This is a genomic window from Epilithonimonas sp., assembly GCF_032054305.1.
In the GTDB taxonomy this organism is placed as follows: Bacteria; Bacteroidota; Bacteroidia; order Flavobacteriales; family Weeksellaceae; genus Epilithonimonas.
The window spans coordinates 428,690-452,002 of the sequence record NZ_DAMBSX010000005.1 but is presented as its reverse complement, the minus strand read 5'-3'; the positions used below and the strand labels follow the sequence as shown (position 1 = coordinate 452,002).

At 35.1% G+C, this 23,313-nt stretch carries 16 protein-coding genes; 12 read left to right on the top strand and 4 right to left on the bottom strand.

Annotated elements, in window-relative coordinates; translation table 11 throughout:
* Nucleotides 1-147 precede the first annotated feature (147 nt).
* Nucleotides 148-1,602: a sigma 54-interacting transcriptional regulator gene (locus RTX21_RS13300; RefSeq protein ID WP_312768440.1), complete on the bottom strand. Its 1,455-nt coding sequence runs from the start codon at nucleotides 1,600-1,602 to the stop codon at nucleotides 148-150.
* Nucleotides 1,603-1,719: 117 nt separating this feature from the next.
* Nucleotides 1,720-2,862, bottom strand: a complete 1,143-nt coding sequence (locus RTX21_RS13295; protein WP_312768439.1) for a VWA domain-containing protein — start codon at nucleotides 2,860-2,862, stop codon at nucleotides 1,720-1,722.
* 285 nt (nucleotides 2,863-3,147) lie between these two features.
* Here RTX21_RS13295 and RTX21_RS13290 point away from each other — a divergent pair, with 285 nt between their 5' ends.
* Nucleotides 3,148-3,852: a class I SAM-dependent methyltransferase gene (locus RTX21_RS13290; protein WP_312768437.1), complete on the top strand. Its 705-nt coding sequence runs from the start codon at nucleotides 3,148-3,150 to the stop codon at nucleotides 3,850-3,852.
* Here the strand turns inward: RTX21_RS13290 and RTX21_RS13285 are convergent.
* Complete coding sequence (locus RTX21_RS13285) at nucleotides 3,825-4,490, bottom strand: hypothetical protein (RefSeq protein ID WP_312768435.1); 666 nt, start codon at nucleotides 4,488-4,490, stop codon at nucleotides 3,825-3,827. The genes RTX21_RS13290 and RTX21_RS13285 overlap by 28 nt on opposite strands.
* A gap of 55 nt (nucleotides 4,491-4,545) precedes the next feature.
* Complete coding sequence (gene metG, locus RTX21_RS13280) at nucleotides 4,546-6,579, bottom strand: methionine--tRNA ligase (protein WP_312768434.1); 2,034 nt, start codon at nucleotides 6,577-6,579, stop codon at nucleotides 4,546-4,548.
* A gap of 620 nt (nucleotides 6,580-7,199) precedes the next feature.
* On the opposite strand from metG, the gene RTX21_RS13275 reads away from it, so the two are divergent.
* The 11 genes from RTX21_RS13275 to RTX21_RS13225 all read left to right on the top strand — a co-directional run bounded on the left by RTX21_RS13275 (nucleotide 7,200) and on the right by RTX21_RS13225 (nucleotide 23,014).
* Complete coding sequence (locus RTX21_RS13275) at nucleotides 7,200-10,061, top strand: SusC/RagA family TonB-linked outer membrane protein (protein ID WP_312768432.1); 2,862 nt, start codon at nucleotides 7,200-7,202, stop codon at nucleotides 10,059-10,061.
* Nucleotides 10,062-10,079: 18 nt separating this feature from the next.
* Complete coding sequence (locus RTX21_RS13270; RefSeq protein ID WP_312768429.1) at nucleotides 10,080-11,690, top strand: RagB/SusD family nutrient uptake outer membrane protein; 1,611 nt, start codon at nucleotides 10,080-10,082, stop codon at nucleotides 11,688-11,690.
* Between the two features lie 11 nt (nucleotides 11,691-11,701).
* Complete coding sequence (locus tag RTX21_RS13265; protein ID WP_312768428.1) at nucleotides 11,702-12,790, top strand: SusE domain-containing protein; 1,089 nt, start codon at nucleotides 11,702-11,704, stop codon at nucleotides 12,788-12,790.
* Between the two features lie 20 nt (nucleotides 12,791-12,810).
* Complete coding sequence (locus RTX21_RS13260) at nucleotides 12,811-14,262, top strand: SusE domain-containing protein (protein WP_312768427.1); 1,452 nt, start codon at nucleotides 12,811-12,813, stop codon at nucleotides 14,260-14,262.
* A gap of 79 nt (nucleotides 14,263-14,341) precedes the next feature.
* Complete coding sequence (locus RTX21_RS13255) at nucleotides 14,342-16,498, top strand: glycoside hydrolase family 97 protein (RefSeq protein ID WP_312768425.1); 2,157 nt, start codon at nucleotides 14,342-14,344, stop codon at nucleotides 16,496-16,498.
* Between the two features lie 276 nt (nucleotides 16,499-16,774).
* Nucleotides 16,775-17,764 carry a bile acid:sodium symporter gene (locus tag RTX21_RS13250; RefSeq protein ID WP_312768422.1) on the top strand — a complete coding sequence of 330 codons (990 nt, stop codon included), beginning with the start codon at nucleotides 16,775-16,777 and terminating at the stop codon, nucleotides 17,762-17,764.
* A 51-nt stretch (nucleotides 17,765-17,815) separates the two neighbouring features.
* Nucleotides 17,816-18,643 (top strand): GLPGLI family protein, encoded by an 828-nt coding sequence (locus RTX21_RS13245; protein ID WP_312768419.1) that lies wholly within the window; start codon nucleotides 17,816-17,818, stop codon nucleotides 18,641-18,643.
* 49 nt (nucleotides 18,644-18,692) lie between these two features.
* A complete protein-coding gene (locus RTX21_RS13240; protein WP_312768417.1) occupies nucleotides 18,693-20,540 on the top strand; it encodes a glycoside hydrolase family 13 protein in 1,848 nt (615 codons plus the stop codon).
* Between the two features lie 72 nt (nucleotides 20,541-20,612).
* A complete protein-coding gene (locus RTX21_RS13235) occupies nucleotides 20,613-21,086 on the top strand; it encodes a DUF1572 domain-containing protein (protein ID WP_312768414.1) in 474 nt (157 codons plus the stop codon).
* 7 nt (nucleotides 21,087-21,093) lie between these two features.
* The gene (locus tag RTX21_RS13230; protein WP_312768411.1) at nucleotides 21,094-21,609 is read left to right on the top strand and encodes a nuclear transport factor 2 family protein; all 516 of its coding nucleotides are present in this window, start codon (nucleotides 21,094-21,096) and stop codon (nucleotides 21,607-21,609) included.
* Nucleotides 21,610-21,631: 22 nt separating this feature from the next.
* The gene (locus tag RTX21_RS13225; protein ID WP_312768408.1) at nucleotides 21,632-23,014 is read left to right on the top strand and encodes an MFS transporter; all 1,383 of its coding nucleotides are present in this window, start codon (nucleotides 21,632-21,634) and stop codon (nucleotides 23,012-23,014) included.
* Nucleotides 23,015-23,313 lie beyond the last annotated feature (299 nt).

The window sequence follows — 23,313 nt, the reverse complement described above, 5'->3', positions numbered from 1 at the left end:
TATCCGCTATATCTTTTTACCGCTCGGTCGGCTCCGCTACGCTTTGCCGCCTCGCTCAAAAAAGGATGCCGCTGCTATCGGGGCTATAAATAAAAACCTCAGAGAAAATTCTCTGAGGTTTTTTTATTTTGAAATTTATCGTAAAACTTAACTTCTAAAAAACTGACCAATTCCAGTAGATTCAAAACTGAAAGCAGAAGCATTCTCCGACTTATCTAGTTTTTTGCTGATTGTCAAGGCCCAAAGAACTAACTCTTTGCAGAAGTTTTTATCGTTGTCATCTAATTCGGGAACGTTTTCCTCAATCAAAGTTGTCAAAGGTTTTATGATATTCAATTTCTTGTAAAATTCCTCGTCAGAATCAGCGTAGTTCAGTTCAAGATGATTATTGTTGAACCATTGGATGATGTCGGTGTAAGGTGTTTTCAAGCCTTCTTTTTCCAATTTGGAAATTCTCGGGAAAAGACTTTCAAACTGCACCATGATCGCGTCATCAATCAGGATTTTTGCAACGTAATCAGCACCTTCCTGTTCGCCTTCATAAACCAATTCTATCTTACCTGTAATGGATGGAATAATTGACATAAAATCCAACAGACGAACTTGTGTTTTATCGGAATTAGATTCTAATAATCTCAATTTTGCGGCAGCAATCAGGTTTTCCATCGCGCTGATGGTTAACCTCGCACTCACACCGCTTTTCGAATCAACATATTCACTTTCTCTGGCAGCAAATGCGACTTCTTCCAAAAGATTTCTGGCCAGATCAGGTACCTGGATTTTGGCTTTGTCATCGTCAGAAATCAAAGCTTCCTGTTCGGTGATTTGTCTCGCCAACGCCACAGTTTTCGGGTAATGTGTAAAAATCTGAGAACCGATTCTGTCTTTCAACGGCGTTACAATACTTCCTCTGTTGGTATAATCTTCCGGATTCGCTGTAAACACAAATTGAATATCCAAAGGCATTCTCAACTGAAAGCCACGAATTTGAACATCGCCTTCCTGCAAAATATTAAACAAAGAAACCTGAATTCTAGCCTGTAAATCAGGCAATTCATTCAGAACAAAAATTGAACGGTTCGCTCTTGGAATCATTCCGTAATGTAAAACACGTTCGTCGGAATAAGGCAATTTCAAAGTTGCTGCTTTGATAGGATCAATATCTCCGATCAGATCTGCAACATTCACATCTGGTGTTGCCAATTTTTCAAAGAATCTTTCTGAACGATGAACCCAAGAAATTGGTGTTTCATCTCCTAACTCAGTAATCAAATCTCTTGCGAATTTTGATATCGGCTGAAACGGACTATCATTGATTTCCGAACCTTTCACTATCGGCATATATTCGTCCAAGAGATTGACCATACTTCTGGCAATTCTGGTTTTTGCCTGTCCGCGTAATCCTAAAAGATTGATGTGATGTCCAGCCAAAATTGCTTTTTTCAATTGCGGGATCACGGTGTCTTCGTAACCCCAAAGTCCTTCAAAAACTGGTTCTTTAGCTTTGATTTTTGCAATCAGGTTAGATTGAATTTCCTGATTAACAGTTTTATGGCTATAGTCTGATTGTTTTAATTCTTTGAATGTCGTATCGTTCTTCATTTTTTAACTAATTAATAATGTTTTTAACTCTCGCGGATTTAGCTAATTAGGCAAATTATTTAGCTTGAATAAATCTGTACAATTTGTAAAATCAGCGAGAAAATATTTTGATTTTTGTTAAATCCTTTTAATTCTATTTTTTTCGTAATCTTCAAATATCATTTGTCCCAACCCTGAAAGTCCGGTTAGGAAAGCTTTGCCTTTATTCTGAGCCGTGAAGGCTTTCACAAATTGTCTCAAATACGGGTCTTGCGCAATCATAAAAGTGGTGATTGGGATTTTCAGTTTTCTCGCTTGTGCTGCTCTGTTGAGACATTCGGAGACTATTTTTTCATCAAGACCGACGCTGTTCATATAGTATTCGCCGGTTGGAAGCTTCAGACAGCTTGGTTTCCCGTCGGTAATCATAAAGATTTGTTTGTTTGTATTTCTTTTTCTTCGGAGGATATCCATCGCTAATTCCAGTCCTGCAACAGTATTGGTATGATACGGTCCGACCTGCAAATAAGGCAAATCTTTAATTTGGATTGGCCACGCATCATTCCCGAAAACAATAATGTCAATGGAATCTTTTGGATATTTTCTTTTGATGAGTTCTACCAAAGCCATCGCTACTTTTTTGGCTGGCGTGATCCGGTCTTCACCATATAAAATCATCGAGTGGCTGATGTCGATCATCAAAACCGTGCTCATCTGCGCTTTGTGTTTGGTTTCTTCTACGATGAGGTCGTTTTCCGTTAATCTTAAATCTGAAATGCCATTGTTGATTTGTGCATTCTTGATACTTTCCGTTAGATTGACCGTTGCAAGGTCATCGCCAAATTGGAAACTTCGGCTTTCGCCATCTTTCTCGTCACCGACTCCGCTTTTGTTAGTTCTGTGATTCCCAACACCACTTTTTCTCAACTTTCCAAAAATCTGGTCGAGGGCGTAATCTCGTAAAGCTGCTTCCAGTTTTGCTGTCAGGATATTTTTGCCTTCACCGGTTCCTGAATTACCATCTTCCGGTTTGATCTCTTCCTTGATGTAACCTCGTTTTTTAAGGTCTTCGATGAAGTCGTCCAGACCATATTCTTCATTGAAGATGTCGTATTCTTTATCCAACATGTCCAGCCATTCAAAAGCCTCGTCCAGATCTCCGGAAGTGTGGATAAGCAAGTCTTTGAAAATGCCAAATACCCTGTCAAAATGCGAAACCTCTTCCGGAATATGCTTGCTGAACGTGAATCCCGTCTGGAAGTTTTTATTTTTATCTGTCATAGATTGATTTTCAAATTGGAGATACAATTTAGGCATTATTAGCAAAATCTGAACCGTGAGTAAATAGAAAAAACGAATGACCGTAATATTTAAATCAAAATTAAACGTATTTGATCAGAAACGATCTTTTATGTAATTGTCGTTGTCCTCCGTTTGTTTGAAACAAAGTTGTTTGTGACTTCCAGAGGATTGTTTGATTTAAAGCAAGTATGTTGCTAATGTAGAATCTCTTTTGTAAAAAAGTATTGTCTCAAAAATTTTATCTTTGCATCCACAATTACCGCTATGAAAGACTTAATGGGACGTGCTATCTGGGATTTTTATCATAATGATGATCCAAAAGATCTGCAAACCGAAACTTCGATTTCTGAACTGGATGAACTTCCTGTAGATTATCTCTTTCGAGATTTTGACGAGATGAACAAAATCGAACAAAAAGCTTTGAAATTGGCCAACGGAAAAGTTTTGGATATTGGATCAGGAGCTGGTTCACATTCAATTTATCTTCAGAATGATAGAGGTCTTGAAGTTACAGCATTGGATATTTCTCCAAAATCGATCGAGGTTTGTAAACTGAGAGGTGTGAAGAATGCGGTCGCAGAAAATATGCTTCATTTTTCAGACGAAACTTTCGATACGATTCTTTTACTGATGAATGGAACCGGCATTTTCCAAAGTCTGAATGTCATTGATATTTATCTTCAAAAACTTAATTCATTACTCAATCCAAAAGGTCAGATTCTGATTGATAGTACCGATATTCTGTATATGTTTGATGAGGATGAAGATGGCGGTTATTACATTCCTGCCGATGGATATTATGGGGAATTAGATTACATTGTTCATTACAAAGACGAGTCGGAAGAACCGATAAAATGGTTATATCTCGATTTCAATACTTTTAAAAATGCTGCAGAACATAATGGTTTTAAAATTGAGAAAGTTTTGCAGGATGAAGATTCTTATCTGGCGAGATTGATTAAAAAGTAGGAAGAAAACCAATTGTTAAAGTTGGTGTAAATTAAAAATGACATTAGTAATCCCAACAAAATGGGAATTAATAGAGATTCTGAACGATAGGGTAATTTTTTAATAACCTCTATCCAAATGAAATATAAAACTAGAACTCCGAAAATTATGAAAAGTAATTCAGGGCTTTTTCTGTAGCTGGTCATTTCGTGTGCACTTTTCATTTTATACATTAAAGAAACTCCGAAATATTGAATTATCGAATAAATAAATCCCAATAAGATAACCAAGATGCCTTCTTTGTATTTTTTTAGTTTGAAAAAATTTAGTCCTAACAAAATTGCGCCAGAAACAAACCCAAAGAAGACTCCAAAAAATAAAATTATTCCTCTAGAATAAAGACGAATTGCATTCGCATCTTCTGTGATGTGGTCTTTTTTTAATTCTTTTTCTTCTCGCAAACGTTCTAATTCTTCGTTTTCTTTTTTATTAATTAATTTTTGAATGTTTTCCTTTTCTTCATCGGAAAAATCTCTGCCTCTTTCTATCAAAATTTCAAAAGCTATTTGAACAGCTTCGGGAACAAAGCGGCTGTCTTCTTTCAGATATTTTTCAAGCTCACTGTCAGAGAGCTTTTTTAAAACGTTTCTATTAACCATTGTGTAAGAAAAATGAGCACTAGAAAATGCTCATTTGTATATTTGAAATTAAATATTATCCAATCTCAATTCCGTTTTCCACAGTTTCATCAGGCGTTACAAAAGATAATTTTCCGTCTGGTTTTGTAGTTAACAAAAACATTCCCTGCGATTCAATTCCACGGATTTTTCTTGGTGCAAGATTCAATAAAATCATCACTTGCTTTCCAATTAATTCTTCTGGAGAAAAACTCTCAGCAACACCAGAAACCACAGTTCTAACATCAACACCGGTATCGACAATGAATTTCAGAAGTTTGTCTGCTTTTTCTACTTTTTCAGCTTCAAGAATAGTTGCAGTTCTCAAATCGATCTTAGCAAAATCATCAAATTGTATCTGGTCTTTCATAGGATTGGCGTTAGGATTTGTTTTTTTATTGTTTTGTTTGGTGTCTTCCAATTTTTGGATTTGAGCTTCGATAACATCATCTTCGATTTTTGAGAAAAGAAGAGAAGACTCGTTGATTTGATGACCTGTTTCAATTAAAACTGATTTCGTTTCAACATCATTCCAGTCGGATTTTTGAACATTAAACATATTCAGTAATTTTTCAGAACTGAAAGGCATAAATGGTTCACACAACTGTGCCAAAGCCACGGCAATTTGTGCCCCGACGAATAAGGAAGTCGCTGCTTTTTCGGGGTTGTCCTTGATGGTTTTCCAAGGTTCTTCCGTTTGAAGATATTGATTTCCGAAACGTGCTAAATTCATTAATGCGGTTAAAGAATTTCTGAATTCATAGTTTTCCAAGAAACCTGAAATTTCTTTCGCCGATTTATTGATTTCAGCTAATTCAGGAGCGTTGACATCACCTTGAGGAACAACTCCGTCATAATACTTATGAATCAATACAGCAACTCTGTTGATGAAATTTCCAAAAATCCCAACTAATTCTGAATTGTTTTTTGTCTGAAAATCTTTCCAAGTAAAGTTGTTATCCTTTGTTTCAGGAGCAGAAGAAAGCAATGCGTAACGCAAAACATCTTGTTGTCCCGGGAAGTCTTCCACATATTCGTGTGCCCAGACTGCCCAGTTTCTTGATGTCGAAATTTTATCGTTTTCAAGATTCAAAAATTCAAAAGCGGGAACATTTTTCGGCATAATAAAATCGCCGTGAGCTTTCATCATTGCAGGGAAAATAATACAATGGAACACAATATTATCCTTTCCTATGAAATGAACTAAATCACTTCCTTCACTTTGCCAATAATCTTTCCAGTCTTTTCCGTTTTTTGCAGCCCATTCTTTGGTAAAAGAAATATAACCAATAGGCGCATCAAACCAAACGTAAAGTACTTTTCCTTCAGCATTCGGAAGTGGAACAGGAACGCCCCAATTCAAATCTCTGGTCATTGCACGAGGCTTCAAGCCGTCGTTTAACCAAGATTTTACCTGTCCGTAAACGTTCGGTTTCCAGTCGTCTTTATGACCTTCGATGATCCATTCGTTTAGGAAATCTTCATATTCATTTAAAGGTAAATACCAGTTTTTTGTTTCTTTTAAAATCGGAACGTTTCCACTCAACATTGATTTTGGATTGATCAATTCTGATGGCGAGAGGGTAGAACCACATCTTTCACATTGGTCTCCGTACGCATTTTCGTTGCCGCAATTCGGGCAAGTTCCAACGATGTATCTGTCAGCTAAGAATTCTCCTGCCTGTTCATCAAAATATTGCTCAGACATTTCTTCCGTAAACTTTCCTTTTTCATAAAGAACTTTAAAGAAATCCTGACTTGTTTCACGGTGATTCGCCGAGGTCGTTCTTGAATACTCATCAAAAGAAATTCCCAGATCTGAGAACGATTTTTTGATGATTTCGTGGTATTTGTCAACGATATCCTGTGGTGTAACGCCTTCTTTTTTAGCTCTTATGGTAATAGGAATCCCATGCTCATCGCTTCCGCAGATAAACGCAACATCTTTTCCTGACCTTCTTTGGAATCTAGCATAAACATCTGCAGGAATGTAAACTCCCGCCAAATGCCCAATATGAACCGGTCCGTTTGCGTAAGGCAAAGCCGCCGTAATCATCTTTCTGTTTGACATTTTTTAATAAAAATTTGAATCGCAAAAATACGATTTTCATTTTGAAATATAAGAGTTATAAATATAGAGTTGCAACTTATACTTTGATTTCACGAAAGATTAAAATCTATTTTTAAGTGTATATTTTTTCAATTGTCTACTTAGTACCTTTCTATATCCTATGTTCGTTCATTCTGTGATTGATTGAGATTTATTATTTTGCTGTTTTTGGTTTATTAATTTAATTTTAAAATAATTTTAATTTAATTTTTTAAATTTTATTAAAGTCACGAATTTATTGGTATTTTCTATGATTTAAAATATTCTAAAATTACAAATTGTTTCATTTTTGATTAATATAGGATTAATATTGGTTAATTTAGAAGAAGAAAAAGAAGGTTTAGAATAATGAAAATTGGTAAAAACTGTTATTTGTTAATAAATATAGCTGTTGGTTAAATATTTGAAAATCAATTTATTATGTTTTTTAAGGGAGAAATTTATGTTAAAATGTTGTACTATATTAACAGATTTTAAAAATATTTTAACAGAATATTGTTTTTTTTATAAATTAGAAAACTCGATTAAGAGTAATTCTGAACAATTTAGAAAATAATATAAACCTTAAAAATTTATTTTTTGTGAGAAACTATAATGTATTAAAAATTGCTCCTGCATTTTTATTGCTTGGATCAATGCTACATGCACAACAAAATGATTCGGTGAAAAAAGAAACCGAGATCGAACAGGTTGTGTTGATTGGTTATGGTGCAAAGAAGAAGTCTGATTTGACGGGCTCTGTAACTGCGCTTACTGATAAAGATTTTAATAAAGGGGCTATAGTTAGCACGCAACAATTACTGCAAGGAAAAGCTGCTGGTGTTACAATTAGTAATGATGGAGCTCCTGGTGGTGGTGCAAGCGTTACAATTAGAGGTATTTCTTCTATTTCTGGGAATACTGATCCCCTTTACGTTATTGATGGAGTTGCTATTACCCGAGAAAGTACGGGTGGAGTTGGCAATCCATTAAATTTGGTAAATCCTAATGATATTGAGTCTATCTCAGTCTTAAAAGATGCTTCCGCCACTGCTATATATGGTGTTAGAGCTTCTGCTGGTGTGATTATCGTTAAAACTAAAAGTGGTAACCAAGGTAAATGGAAGTATAATTATTCTGGAAATGTTCAACTGAATACAACAATGAATACTTATGATGTTTTTTCAGCCTCACAACTTACGGATATAGTTAAAAATCAATTACCTGGAAAATATGATTTATTAGGAATAAAAGATGCTTCAGGTAATCAAGTTCTTTATGATACAGATTGGCAGAAGGAAATTTATCAAAAAGCTTGGGGAACTGCGCAAGACTTTAGCGCAAGAGGTAATGCTTTTAAAGGTAAATTACCTATGCGCTTATCCATTGGTTATAATAATAATGATGGGATTTTGAAAACATCCAATTTTGAAAGGATGAATGCAAGTATTAATTTAACACCTAAATTATTAAATGATAATTTGCTGGTCACTATTAATGCAAAAGGTACAAAAACAAAATATAGATATGCTGATACAGGAGCAGTAGGTCAGGCAATAGCAATGGATCCTACAAAACCCGTGACATCTGATCTTCCTCTTTATCAAAATTATGGAGGCTATGTCCAATGGTTACAAGAATATCCTGTTGGAGGAAATACTTATGTAAGTACACCTCAAAATGTGGGTTTGGGGAATCCAGTTGCAACTTTAGAGGGGAAAAGAAATATTGCAGATGTAAAACAATTTCTTGGATCATCAGAATTTGAATATAAATTTCCTTTTCTGAAAGGTTTAAGTGCGGTTGCCAATTTAGGTTTAGAATATGTTGAATCTGAAACTACAAATGATAACCAAGCTTATTTGACGGCTATGAATACCAGTACAGGTGCTCAGATTCCTTATGCAGATATTAGTAATCAGGTTAGAAATAACCAATCTTTGGATTTATATCTTAAATATAGTAAAAGTGATTTTAATTCAGGAATTATATCAGATTTAGGTTTTACAGGTGGGTATTCTTATCAAAGCTTTAGAAATGCAGGTGACTCATCAAAATATCTGTATGATCCATCACAATATTCTTATAGCTATTATAGAGACAAAGGTGTTTTGATTTCATTTTTTGGTAGAGGTAATATCTCTTTTGTAGATAAATATTTGTTGACACTTACGGTTCGTCACGAAGCTTCTTCTAGATTTAATAATAGTGAATATCGTTGGGCGACATCTCCATCAGCTGCTTTTGCATGGCAAATGAAAAAGGAAGATTGGCTGAAAGACAATAACTTCTTTAGTGATATGAAATTACGTTTAGGTTGGGGGATTACTGGAAACCAAGATTTGGGTAATAACTGGTATCCAACACTCGCATATTATAATACTGTAAATAGCTCATTGGCTAATTTTGTGGTATATGCAAATGGTATTAATCAAGCCCCGATTTTTGTAAGTACAATTAATCCTAATGCTTATAATAGCCAATTGAAATGGGAGAAAACGGCTCAATATAATATGGGATTAGATTTTGGTATTGTTAAAAGAATTTCAGGGTCTATAGATTACTGGAGAAAAGATATCCAAGATTTATTATATTATGCATTTCTACCTGCTGGAGCTAACTATAATAGTAAAATCAATGGGAATTTTGCAGAGATAAAAAGTCAAGGGATAGATCTCGATCTTAATTTCAAGATTGTTAATAAAAGCAGAACCAAGTTTGATATAGGGATGAATATGGGTTGGGTAGATATGAAAACTACCAAAGTTAATGTTGATGGAAGTATTGATGCGACAAGTTTTGGAGGCTTAAGTGGATTGACGCAAAATCCAAATGTACAAGCAATGAGTGTTGATCGTATGCCTTTTGAATTTTATCTTTACAAACAAGCTTATGATACCAATGGAAGACCTTTAGAAGGTGTTTTTGTTGATATGAACGGCGACGGGAAAATTACACCGGACGATAGATATCTTACAGGAAAGTCTGGTATTCCAGATGTTACATTTGGTTGGAATACTTTCTTGCAAGTTGGCAATTTTGACCTTAGAACAGTTTGGAGAGCAAGTGTGGGTAACTATGCGTTCAATAATATTAATGCAAGATATTCCACTTTAAAGTATATTGATTCTGATGGTTTTGGTGCTGTGAATAATACAGTTACCAATTATAATAATACAGGATTTGTAAACGCTCCAGGAAGTTTTCAATTTATTTCTGATCTGTATTTAGAAAATGCATCTTTTGTTAAATTGGATAATATAACAGCAGGTTATGTATTTGATAATTTTTTAAACACTAAAACTAGATTTAGATTTTACGGCTCAGTTCAAAATGTTTTCACAATTACTAAGTATTCTGGACTAGATCCGGAAGTAGGTACAGATAGAAGTAAATTAGGTGTGGATTGGAATCTTTATCCTAGATCAAGAGTATTTACATTTGGTGTTAATGTAGATTTTTAAATCAAAAAATATAATAAAATGAAAAAATCAATATATAGAATAATTTTTATTGGAGGATTTTCTCTATTCTCTATGTCTTGTCTCAATGATTTGGACCAAGTTCCTGAAGATGGAAGAGTTACGGTTGAAAATCAATTTGCAAATGACCCTTATGTAACCTATGTTGGACTAAATGCAAAATTATATGCTCAACTCAGCATTGCTGGACAAGGCGGTCCAAATGGTGAAGTGACAGACTCCTCAGATTTAGATGGTTTTGACGGAGGGTCATCAAATTATTTCAGAGTGTGGTGGAGTGCTCAAGAACTGCCAACGGATGAAGCAAAAAATAGCTGGGAAGGTGATGATGGTATGATAGATTTATCAGCGACAAATTTGAATTCTTCTAATAAAGTTATAGATAACTTTTTCTACAGAATCTTTACAGCAATTTCTAAAACAAATGAATTTGTTAGAGAATCAACAGAAGAAAAAATTAATAGTAGAGGATTAAATGATACACAAAAAGCAGAAGTTCACTATTTTAGAGCAGAAGCTAGATTTTTGAGAGCACTACTTTATTTTCATGCAATTGATAATTTCGGTAATGTTCCTTTTATTGATGAAACAGATTTGCCAGGAACAACAGCTCCAAAGGTTAGAACAAGACAAGAAGTTTTTAATTATATCGAAAGTGAATTAATTGATATAATCCCTCAACTAAGACCAGCAAAAAGTATTTATGGAAGAGCTGATAAAGCTGCTGCTGGAATGTTGTTAGCCAAGCTATATCTTAATGCTGGTGTCTATACAGGTACTACAAGATATGCTGATTGTAAAAAAGCTTTAGAAGAAAACGTTCTTAATGCTGGTTATAAAATTGATACAAATTATGCAGACACTTTCAAAGGAGACAATCAAACTTCAACCGAAATTATATTCCCAATAGTTTCAGATCCTAATAATGCACAGTCTTATGGTAACATGTCCTATGTTATTAATGCAGCAGGAATTGGTAAAACAGATGGAATAGATTTGCAACCAGCATTTTATTTGGGAACATCTGGACAATGGGGAGGAAATAAAACTACTAGAGAGTTTATCGGTTTGTTTAATACAAGTGATAAAAGAGCAATGTTTGACAAAAGAGATGGTCTCATAGAGTTTATTTCCGATTTATCTGTAGATAGACAAGGTTATAGAGTAACCAAGTTTACAAATATTAGAAAAGATGGGTCTTACATTGCTGGAGGAAGTGGGTCTAACTTTGTTGATACTGATTTTCCAATGTTTAGATTATCAGATGCTTATTTGATGTATGCGGAATGTGCATTATATGGCGCTGCCGATAAAAACACGGCTGCTAATACCTACGTTAATCCTTTAAGAAAAAGAGCTGGGCTATCAGATATTTCTGGATCCGATATTACTGAGAAATTTATTATCGAAGAAAGAGGAAGAGAATTGTATTGGGAAGGTCATAGAAGACAAGATTTGATTAGGTTCAATAGATTAGCTGGGGGTGAATATCCTTGGAACTGGAAAGGTTCGGCTAATGGAAACTCATTGCCGGCTACTGTTAACCTAATGCCAATCCCTTATAATCAGGTGATTATGAATTCTAATTTAAAACAAAATCCTGGGTACTAAATTATACAAAAATGAAAAAACATATATTCAATAAAATAATTATATCAAGTATATTAGCCTTTGGACTCGTATCCTGTGATAATGGAGATAAAGTAATAGAAGAAGCAGTATCTACACCAATTGTTGCAGATTTATCAACACAGACACTGGTCTTAGATTCTAATTTTCCAACAAATCCTGCATTAACTATTAGCTGGGAATCTGCTGGATATAGTGCGCCAACAGAAATAAAATATGATGTCGAGATAAGTGCAACACAAACATTTGAAACACCTTATGTGCTTACATCTTTGGCTCAATCTATAAGATATGTAACATTTACTGCAAAAGAATTAAATGAATCTGCGAAGAAAATTGGATTAGTACCATATGATGCTCAAAATATGTATTTTAGAGTAAAATCATATCTTGGGGATAAATTGCTTTTGCAAACTTCAAATGTATCCAAACTAACTATCACGCCATATCAGGCAAGTCCGACATACGATTATATAGATTTATATTTAATTGGAGATGCAACTGCGGCGGGATGGGATAATTCTGCGAGTAACGATAATCTATACCCATTACTTAAAACAGCTGGTGATAAAACAAAATATAGTTATACAGGCTTCTTTAAAACTGGAGGGTTTAAGATGATTCAAGTAAAAGGTTCATGGGATTTGCAATATGGATTAGGTTCTGCTTCTGGTAATTTAGACACTAGTGGAGGTTCTGGTAATATATCTATTGCTGCAGACGGATATTATAAGCTCGAAATTAATACAGCAACACTTTCATATACATTAACAAAGTTGTCTGATCCAACAACGACATATAATAATGTCTCTATAATTGGAAATGGCAATGATTGGAATACTGATATACAGTTTGCTAAATCTAGTTTTGACCCGCATGTTTGGATAAAGACTCTGAATATCTCTTCAGGTGAAATTAAGTTTAGAGCAAACAATGCTTGGGACGTAAGTTGGGGATCCGACACTGAGTTTTTTGGTACGGCAACTATTGGCGGTGCTAATATCCCAATAACAGACGAGTGGAATTATAGTGTTTATTTCAATGATTTCACAGGTGCATATTCAATTATACCTGTAAAATAATCTTTAATTATTAAAATTTTATGAAACATATATTAAAATTACTTATAATGTCCTTGATTATTTCGGTTGTATTTACTGGATGTACACACGAGGACGTAGATTGGACAACTAAAGAGGCTAGTTTTAAGTTAAATGATACTTCTTTAGGTGGCGCAGAAAACGTACTGTATGAAACAATGAAAAATAATCCTTTTACCTTAGTTTGGGAGTCTATAGGAAGCGGAGAGTATAAAGCTGAATTGTCTACAACAGCAGATTTTACGGATAAGACAGAGTTGGGAATGTCTACCGAAAATAGCCTTACGAGTACAATTGGAATTTTAAATACCAAATTATTACAATTAGGTTTTTCGCCTTATACCTCTCAATTAGTCTACATAAGAATTGTAAAAGGTTCCGATGCTTCCAATGTAATAAGTTTTGCGGTTAAAGTCTATCCCACAAATGGGCCAATAATTACTGCTCCAGCAAACGGAAGCACAATTACACTTAATTCAGCAAATCAATCTGCAATAGCAACTACAATTACTTGGAATGATTATTCTTCGTATGGTTCTAATGTGAGTGTGGTTTATACGGTAGAAATTGCTAAGAAAGGAGCAACTACTTTTTCCACTTTAGGAGAGGTAACAAGCGTAAAATCTTTTGCAATTAGCAATAAAGATTTAAATACAGCTGCTTTAACTGCAGGAGCAACTGTGAATGTAGAAACAGAATTAGATTTTAGAATTACAGCAAAAACCAATTTCTCTACACCTGGAATCGAACTGAAATCTGCAGTAGTAACAGCCAAGCTTACTCCATATCAAGTAGATTATCCAGACTTCTTCTTGGTTGGTGGCGCAAGTGCAATTGGCTGGACTCCTGGTGATGCAATTAAATTGTACAAACATGATAATATTTCTGAGGTTTATACTTATCTGCAACCGGATCAATTTAGATTTTTAGGTCAGCAAAGTTGGACTGGAATTAATTATAGTATTGATGACCCAAGAACTGATGCAGGTAACAGATATTTCAAAACAGTATCTTCCAATGTTGAGTTTGGTGATCATGAAAATATGAAGTTTACAGGAACTGCCGGCATTTATAAAGTTGTGATCGATGCTGATTTTGGAGTTAAGTCTCTTACAGTCACTCCATCCAATATAACTTCTTGGGATATTCCAAATCTTTATATTGTAGGATCTATTAATGACTGGACTCCTGCTAATTCAACTGAGTTTACACCTTTGGGTAACGGAGTTTTTGAGACTTATGTACAATTACCGGATAATTCGGAATTCAAATTTATAGGCCAGAAATCTTGGGGTAGTTTAGAGTGGGGTAACATTAATAAAAATAATGATGGTAACAGTGGCTACTTAGGCCCTAAAGATGATAACAGCAATATCAAGTTTTCAGGTGGTAATACTTACTATAAAATTACTGTTAATATCAAAACGGGAAAGTATAAGATTGAACCCGTATAGATTTTATTAAAATAGAGAAAAGTGTTGCGGTTTCGCAACACTTTTTTTATATTGTAACCAATATATAAACCTTAGGAAAATGAAAAAGATCAGCATTGGAGCAGTATTGTTCTCATTGATGTTTACAGGGCTCAATGCCCAAAGTCTAAAATCGCCGGACGGAAAATTCGAAATGAATTTCCAGCTAAAAAATGGCGTTCCTTTTTATAATTTAAAATATAATGGAGGTATAGTTGTAGAAGATTCCAAATTGGGATTGAGATTATTGAAAGACGGTGACATTCAGTTTGCTTCCGAAATCGAGAATAAAAATAATGAAGGGCGAAACCTGAATTACGGATTCGAGAAAACAGGCGAGAAGAGGGACTCCAAAAACGAAACCTGGCAGCCTGTTCTGGGAGAAAAGAAAAATTACATCAATAATTATAACGAACTTGCCGTTACCCTTAATCAAAAAGAAAATGACAGAAATATTGTTATCAAGTTCAGGTTATTCAACGATGGATTAGGTTTCAGATACGAATTTCCACAGCAGAAAAACCTTAACTATTTCATCATTAAAGAAGAAGATTCAGAAATTGACCTACCTACAGATATGAAAGCGTGGTGGCTGGCAGCGGATTATGATACGGAAGAGTACGTTACTCAAACGACAAAGTTATCCGAAATTCCGGCAAAATGGCCGACTTCCTACGAGGGAAATGCTTCGCAGAATCTCGTAAAAAATGGAGTTCAGATGCCATTGATGATGAAAAAAGAAGGCGCAAGCCCGCTTTATGTTAATATTGCGGAAGCTGCCGTTCTCAATTATCCTGCGGCAAATCTGGAATTGGACGCCACAAATTTCAAATTCAAGACGCATCTCACACCGGATGCTCAGGGTGCAAAAGGCTATATGCAGACTCCACAGACAACACCTTGGAGAACCATTATCGTGTCTCCGAAAGCAGAAGAAGTTTTGGATTCCAAAATGCTGTTCAACCTGAATGAACCAACACAATACAAAGATACATCGTGGATTCACCCTACAAAATATATGGGCGTTTGGTGGGAAATGATTATCGGAAAATCACAATGGGCTTATTCTACTGCGGACAATGTTCACATTGGGAAAACGGATTTTTCCAAACTGACTCCTAACGGAAAACACGCAGCCAACAACACCAAAGTGAAGGAATATATCGACTTTGCCGCTGCCAACGGTTTCCAGGGGCTCTTGATTGAAGGCTGGAACGTTGGTTGGGAAGATTGGTTCGGACATTCCAAGGAATTTGTTTTTGATTTCATCACACCTTATCCAGATTTTGACATCAAAATGCTGAACGACTATGCCCATTCCAAAGGCATCAAACTGATTATGCACCACGAGACTTCTGGCTCAGCTGCCAACTATGAAAGATGGGCGGACAAGGCATTCAAGCTGATGAATGATTACGGCTACGATGCCGTGAAGACCGGATATGTTGGAAACATCATTCCAAGAGGTGAGCATCATTACAGCCAGTGGACCATTAACCATTACCACAGAATCATAGAAAAGGCTGCTGAACATAAAATTATGGTCAACTCGCACGAGTCTGTACGTCCAAGTGGAGAAAGCAGAACCTATCCGAACTGGATTGCGGCTGAAGCTGCAAGAGGAACTGAGTTCGAAGCATTTGCAGGAAATAATCCTGACCATCAGACGATTTTGCCATTTACAAGATGGATGGGTGGACCAATGGACTACACGCCGGGTATTTTCCAAACCAAATTGGACTATTACTTCCCAGGCGATAAGCGTTTCGTGAAAACCACGCTGGCTAAGCAGTTGGCACTTTATGTGGTGATGTATCAGCCGCTTCAGATGGCTGCAGATTTACCGGAAAATTATGCCAGACATATGGACGCTTTCCAGTTTATCAAGGATGTGGCTGCAGATTGGGATGATACAAAAATTCTTTCCGCAGAACCTGGAGATTACATTCATACAGCAAGAAAAGCTAAAGGAACTGACAATTGGTTCGTAGGTGGAATTACAGATGAAAACGCGCGAGATTTCACAGTCGATTTCTCTTTCCTGGACAAAGGCAGAAAGTACGAAGCGACAATCTACGAAGACGGAAAAGATGCAGATTACATCAACAATCCACAGAGTTACCATATCTACAAAAAGACAGTTGACAGCAAAACAAAATTGCCGGTTCATCTAGTAAGAAGTGGGGGTTACGCAATCTCTGTGAAGCCTGTAAAATAAAAATTTTCCTTCCTCGAAGGGGTGGATTCCGAACTTGTTCGGAAGAGGGTGGTTAAATTTTCAGGAGCTTAATCCCGCTTTCCGTTGCAAACCTAACAGAGTGGTTCGACGAAGTCAATCTTTTTTGCAACACGTTTTGTCAGGCTGAGGTTCTCGAAGCCCACGCAAAAAAGGATTTCCACTGCAATCGGGGCTATGGGTTTCTACATCAATCAAAACTTTGTCAGAGTTTGAGGCTTTGACAAAGTTTTCCTTAATTTCTCAATATTCCAAAGAATGAATTGGATTTCCAAGATTTTCAACAAACAAAATACATTTCTGTTCTTATTGATAGGAATGGTCATCTTGGCGAAAGTCATTCCTTTCCACGAGTCATACAATCACTATTTTAATCTGTCGGGATTTATAGATTGGGGAATTGCGGGAATTTTTCTGTTGTATGGACTGAAGCTCAATCTCAAAGAAGTTGTGAAAGATGTCTCCAAATGGAAACTGCATTTGTTGATTCAGTCGGGAACATTCATTGTTTTTCCTTTGTTGGCGTTGATGTTTTATCCTTTTGTAAAAGACACACACTATGAAAATATCTGGCTTTCGGTATTCTTTTTAGCGAGTTTGCCTTCCACAGTTTCATCATCTGTGGTAATGGTTTCGATAGCCAAAGGAAATGTCACTTCAGCCATTTTCAACGCATCCATTTCCGGAATTATCGGGATTGTAATGACTCCGCTTTTGATGAGTTTCTTCCTCGCAACTAATGGGGAATCTGACAATCAATCCGAGATTATTCAGCAATTATTAATCAAAGTATTATTGCCAATTATCTTGGGATTAATATTGAACCCAATCTTCAAAAAATGGGTCACAAAATATGCGAATATTATTTCAGAATTTGACAGACTGATTATTTTGCTCATTGTTTACGAAAGTTTCTCTCACGCTTTCATCGATAATATTTTCGTGGCAGTTCCAGATCTTGTGTTTATTGCTTTGGCTTTTAGTGTTGTCTTTTTGTTTTTTGCAACCTATTACATCCTGAAATTCATAGCAGAAAAACTGAATTTCAAACCGAAAGATGTCATCACAACGACCTTCTGCGGTTCAAAGAAATCCTTAGTTCATGGTAGTTTGTTCCTATTGGTTTTAGGAATTCCGGATGACCAGAAAGTTTTGTTTCTGTTACCGGTAATGATTTACCACAGTTTTCAATTATTCTACGTAAGTTGGTTGGCAAATAAAATTGCTAAAGAGAAGATGTTGAGGTAGTTTGATATTGACAAATATTTGAAATTAATAATTCATTTTAAAAGTGATTATATGAATAAAATAATGACACTCCTTACTTTTTTTATTTTCATTTTAGGATTTTCTCAGACACATCGTTTCATCTATGAAGTGAATTATAAAAAAGATTCTACAGAGAGTGAGATTACTAAGGAATATTACCATTTGGATATTAATCCCAAGGAAACACTGTTTTATGATAGAACTTTTTTTGAATCAGATTCTATTATGAAAGCCAATAGCAATAGCGGATTTCCGGTTCCAAATATGAATAATATTGTCCTTCATAAAAAAGGGACTAAATTTTTCGAAGATTACGAGTTTATCGGTTGGGATGTAATTAAAAGAACTTCGGAGCCTGCACAAATTTGGACACTTACTAATGAGAAAAAGAAATTAGATAATCTGGAAATTCAAAAAGCAGTCAGTCATTGGGGCGGAAGAAAATGGACGGCTTGGTTTGCAAAAGAAATCCCTTTTTCAGAAGGTCCTCAAAAATTTCACGGACTGCCTGGACTTATTGTCATTTTAGAGGATGAACGTCATAATTATTCTTTTAAGTTGGTTAATTCTAAAAATTATTCCGAAACCAAATCCATAGATTTTTTTAAAAATATATTTCCTAGGTCTTTGTTTCTAGATGAGTCTAAGTATAAAAAATTTAAACTCAATTTCTATCAAGACCCTTTAGCTTATGCGAAAAATGGAACAATAGAAGTTACATCTGAAAATAAACTGGCTTTAGATGACGGTACTATTGTAACTCCGGAAAATATAAAAGAAGTGACACTTATACAGCAAAAAAGAATTAAAAAGTATTATAATCCTATAGAATTAGATAATGCAATTCATTATCCTTAAATTTTATAAAGACCTTTCTTAAAATATAGACCTTAAAAAATTAAACCTTATGAAAAAAATATTAACCATTTCTTCCATCGTATTTTCTTCTATTTTCTATTCTCAAGTTCAGAAAGTGGAACCGGCATTCTGGTGGAGCGGAATGAAAAATCCTGAACTACAACTATTAGTTTACGGAAAAGATATCCAAAATCTTCAACCGGAATTTTCGACCGGGATAAAAATCAAACAAGTCAAAAAAGTCGAAAATCCAAATTACCTTTTCGTAACCATCGACACAAACGGCGTTCAGCCACAAAAAGCAAAACTGAATTTCAAAAACGGAAACAAAACCGTTAAAACCATCGATTACGAATTCAAGCAAAGACAACAAAATTCGGAGAACAGAGATTCTTACACGTCTTCTGATGTGATGTATCTGATAATGCCGGACCGTTTCGCCAACGGAAATCCGAAAAATGACAACACGCCAGACACGGCTGAAAAATCGGACAGAAGCAAAACTGGTGGACGTCACGGTGGAGACATTGCGGGAATTGTCAAAAATTTGGATTATTTGCAAGAATTAGGTGTTACAACACTTTGGAATACACCTTTGTTAGAGGATAATGAACCGTCTTACTCTTACCACGGTTATGCGCAAAGTGATTATTACAAAATCGACCCACGTTACGGAACCAATGAAGATTACAAAAACCTCGCTGATGAACTTCACAAAAGAAAAATGAAACTCGTGATGGATTATGTGACCAATCATTGGGGTTCAAAAAGCTGGATTATCAAAGATTTGCCTTCAAAAGATTGGATTCATTACTGGAACGGACAAGAAAATGGTTTCCAAAGAAGTAATTACAGGATGACAACGCAATTCGATAGCAATGCAGCGAAAGTTGACGAAGCAGCATGTATGGACGGTTGGTTTGATACCACAATGCCGGATATGAATCAATCTAATCCGATGGTTGTGACTTATATGGCGCAGAACGCCATCTGGTGGATAGAATATGCCGGTCTGGACGGTTTCCGCGTCGATACGTATTCTTACAATGACAAAAAAGGAATTGCAGATTGGACCAAAAAAATCACGGACGAATATCCAAAATTCAATATTGTAGGTGAAGTCTGGATGCACGACCAGGCGCAGATGTCTTATTGGCAAAAAGATTCCAAAATCGCTGCGATAGAAGGTTATAATTCTTATCTGCCTTCTGTGATGGATTTTACCCTTCACGATGCTCTGGGTCAGGTTTTCCGTGAGGATTCCGGCTGGGATTCCGGGATGCAGAGAGTTTACGACAATCTGGCGAATGATTTTCTTTATCCGAATATCAATAATCTGTTGGTTTTTGCTGAGAATCACGACACGAATAGATTTAATCAAATTTTTCCGAAAGTCGAGGATTACAAATTAGCAATGAGCTTGATTTTGACCATTCGTGGAATTCCACAATTGTATTACGGTTCCGAAATCGGAATGGCTGGCGACAAAAACAACGGTGGCGACGGCGAAATCCGAAAAGATTTCCCTGGAGGCTGGGCTGGCGATGCGAATAATGCATTCACAAAATCAGGAAGAACAGCTTCTCAAAACGACTATTTTGATTTTACCAAAAAACTTCTAAATTGGAGAAAAACGAACGAAGCGGTTCATACAGGAAAAACCTTGCATTACATCCCGAACAACAACGTTTATGTTTATTTCAGATATACGGATAGCAAAAGAGTAATGGTGGTTATCAATAACAATAAGGAAACTCAAAACTTAGATTTGAAGCGTTTTTCTGAAGGTCTGAAGAATTTTACAAAAGGAAAAGACATCATTTCTGACAAAGATTTTGATTTAAAAACAAATTTGTCTGTTCCTGCAAAATCTTCATTAATTTTAGAATTAAAATAATTGAATTCAAAACAAGAAAATGTAATTGAGTTTCCGAACAAATTTTTACATTCGTTTAATGATATTTTGACTATGAAAAATCAATTGCAATTAGCAAATCGTTTTCGGGAAGTTATCCTAAATGGAACTTGGATTGCAAATACAAATTTCAAAGATCAGCTGGAAAATTTGGATTATAAATTGGCTACGGCTAAGTTTCAGAATCTTAATACGATTGCTGTTCTTGCACAGCATATTCATTATTATATCAAAGGAATTAAAAACGTATTGCTTGGTGGAGATTTGGATATAAAAGATAAATTCAGTTTCGATTTTCCACCCGTAAAATCTCAGGAGCAATGGGAGAATTTTCTTGATGATTTCTGGAAAGATTCTGAAGAATTCGTAAAACTGATAGAAATGTTGCCGGAAGAAAAACTCAATAATGATTTTGTTGACGAAAAATATGGAACGTACATCAGGAATCTTGACGGAATGATAGAACATAGCTATTATCACCTGGGTCAGATTGTATTAATCAGAAAAATAATAGAAACTCAAAAATAAACTTGAAATGAAAAAAATAATTTCCATTTTCATACTATCTTTTTTGATATTTTCGATTCCTATTTCTGCACAGAAGAAGGGCTTTTACGAGAATGTTCAGAAAAAGAATATTAACAAATTATTGGATGATTTCAACATATTTGCAGCTAACGCAGATTTTGATAAGTATTTTGATTGCTTTGCAGAAGAATCAACTTTTATCGGGACAGATGCAACAGAAGTTTGGAACAAGCAAGAATTCAAAGATTGGGCAAAACCATTTTTCGATAAGAAAACAACGTGGAATTTCAAGTCCTTAAAACGAAATATCTATTTCAGCAAAGATGGAAATTATGCTTGGTTTGATGAGATTTTGGATACACAGATGAAAATCTGCAGAGGTTCAGGTGTTCTGGAAAAAATCAGTGGAAAATGGAAAGTGAAACAATACGTTCTTTCGGTAACAGTTCCCAATGAAGTGGTTGATGAAGTGACCAAAATTAAAACACCAATCGAAGATGTTTTGATTCAGAAATTAAAATAATATATAAATACCTTAAAAATAAATGACTAAAAAAATTAAACCTAATCTTTCCATCGCTCAGATTATCAATATGAGTATGGGATTTTTGGGAATCCAAATGGCATTTGGCCTGCAAAATGGTAATGCCAGCCGAATTTTACAAAATTTAGGTGCAGATGTACATCATCTTTCCCTTTTTTGGCTAGTCGCGCCTGTTACAGGATTAATTGTTCAGCCAATTATCGGACATATGGGAGATAATACTTGGAGTCCGTTGGGAAGAAGAAAACCTTATTTTTTGATTGGTGCAGTTTTGTGTGCTATTGGATTGGTTTTACTTCCGAATGCTGCTTCTGTTACATCAATGATGGCTGCAAATGTATTATTACTTGCTGTGATTTTCCTAGCAATGATGGATGCATCTATTAATGTGGCTATGGAACCTTTTCGTGCTCTGGTAGGCGATATGTTACCAAAACATCAGGGAACTCTAGGTTTTTCCGTCCAAACGATTTTAATTGGAATTGGAGCTGTAGTTGGTTCAAATCTTCCTAAATGGCTTACCGAAATAGGAATTTCAAATGTTGCTCCTGAAGGATATGTAGCTGATAATGTAATTTATTCATTTTATATTGGCGCTGGATTTTTGTTATTAACTATTCTTTATACCATTTTCACAACTAAGGAATATTCTCCGAAAGAATTTGCAGAATTTACTGACGGTAAAGAACTTGTGGAAGAAAAATCGAAATTTTCTGATATTTTCAAAGATTTTGGCAATATTCCTGCTCAGATGAAACGATTGGGAATTGTTCAGTTCTTTTCTTGGTTTGCATTGTTCACAATGTGGGTTTTTACAACAAGTGCAATCGCAACACATCATTTTGGATTGTCCCCTAAAGATGGAAGTTCATTACAATTTAATCAAGCAGCAGATTTAACAAGTGAATTATTTGGATATTATAATTTATGGGCAATTCCATTTGCCTTTCTTCTGACACCAATAGCAAAACAGATAGGAAAAAAACAGACTCACGCATTAGCACTTTTTTGCGGTGGATTAGGATTGATTTCGATGTTTTTTATTAAGGATGTTTCTTATTTGAAATTTTCGATGGTTGGATTAGGGTTTGCCTGGGCAAGTATTTTAGCAATGCCTTATGCGATGTTAATCGATTCGATTCCTTCCAGAAAAATGGGCGTTTATATGGGAATTTTCAATTTCTTTATAGTAATTCCTCAAATTATTAATGGTTTCTTTGGAGGAACGATTGTCAATAAAATTTTTAGAGATTATGCAATAGACTACGTTACAGTGGGTGGTATTTGTATGCTTTTAGGCGCTATAATTACTATAGTCTTTATTAAATCAGAAGATGAAACGCCAAAAGAAATCGAAGAAGAAATCCAGCAGGTTCATTTTTAATTTAAAAGAATTTAATATTAAATCCGCCAATCGGTGGATTTTCGTTTTTATTGGAAAGAATTAGGTCAAAAATTAAAATTAAGCATCAAAACCTTATATTCTCAGTAAAATTTTAGACATCGTAATTTTCTAAGCTATCATAAATTGAGAATCAAGATCTTATGACTGTTTTCTGTTTTGATGAATATCGTATAAAAATCAATGTTTTGTATGTTTTTGATACTATTGAAATGAATTTTTTGTGAAACTATCAATATTTATTGAAATTAGTTTATACATTTGTACCGTTCAAAACAAGA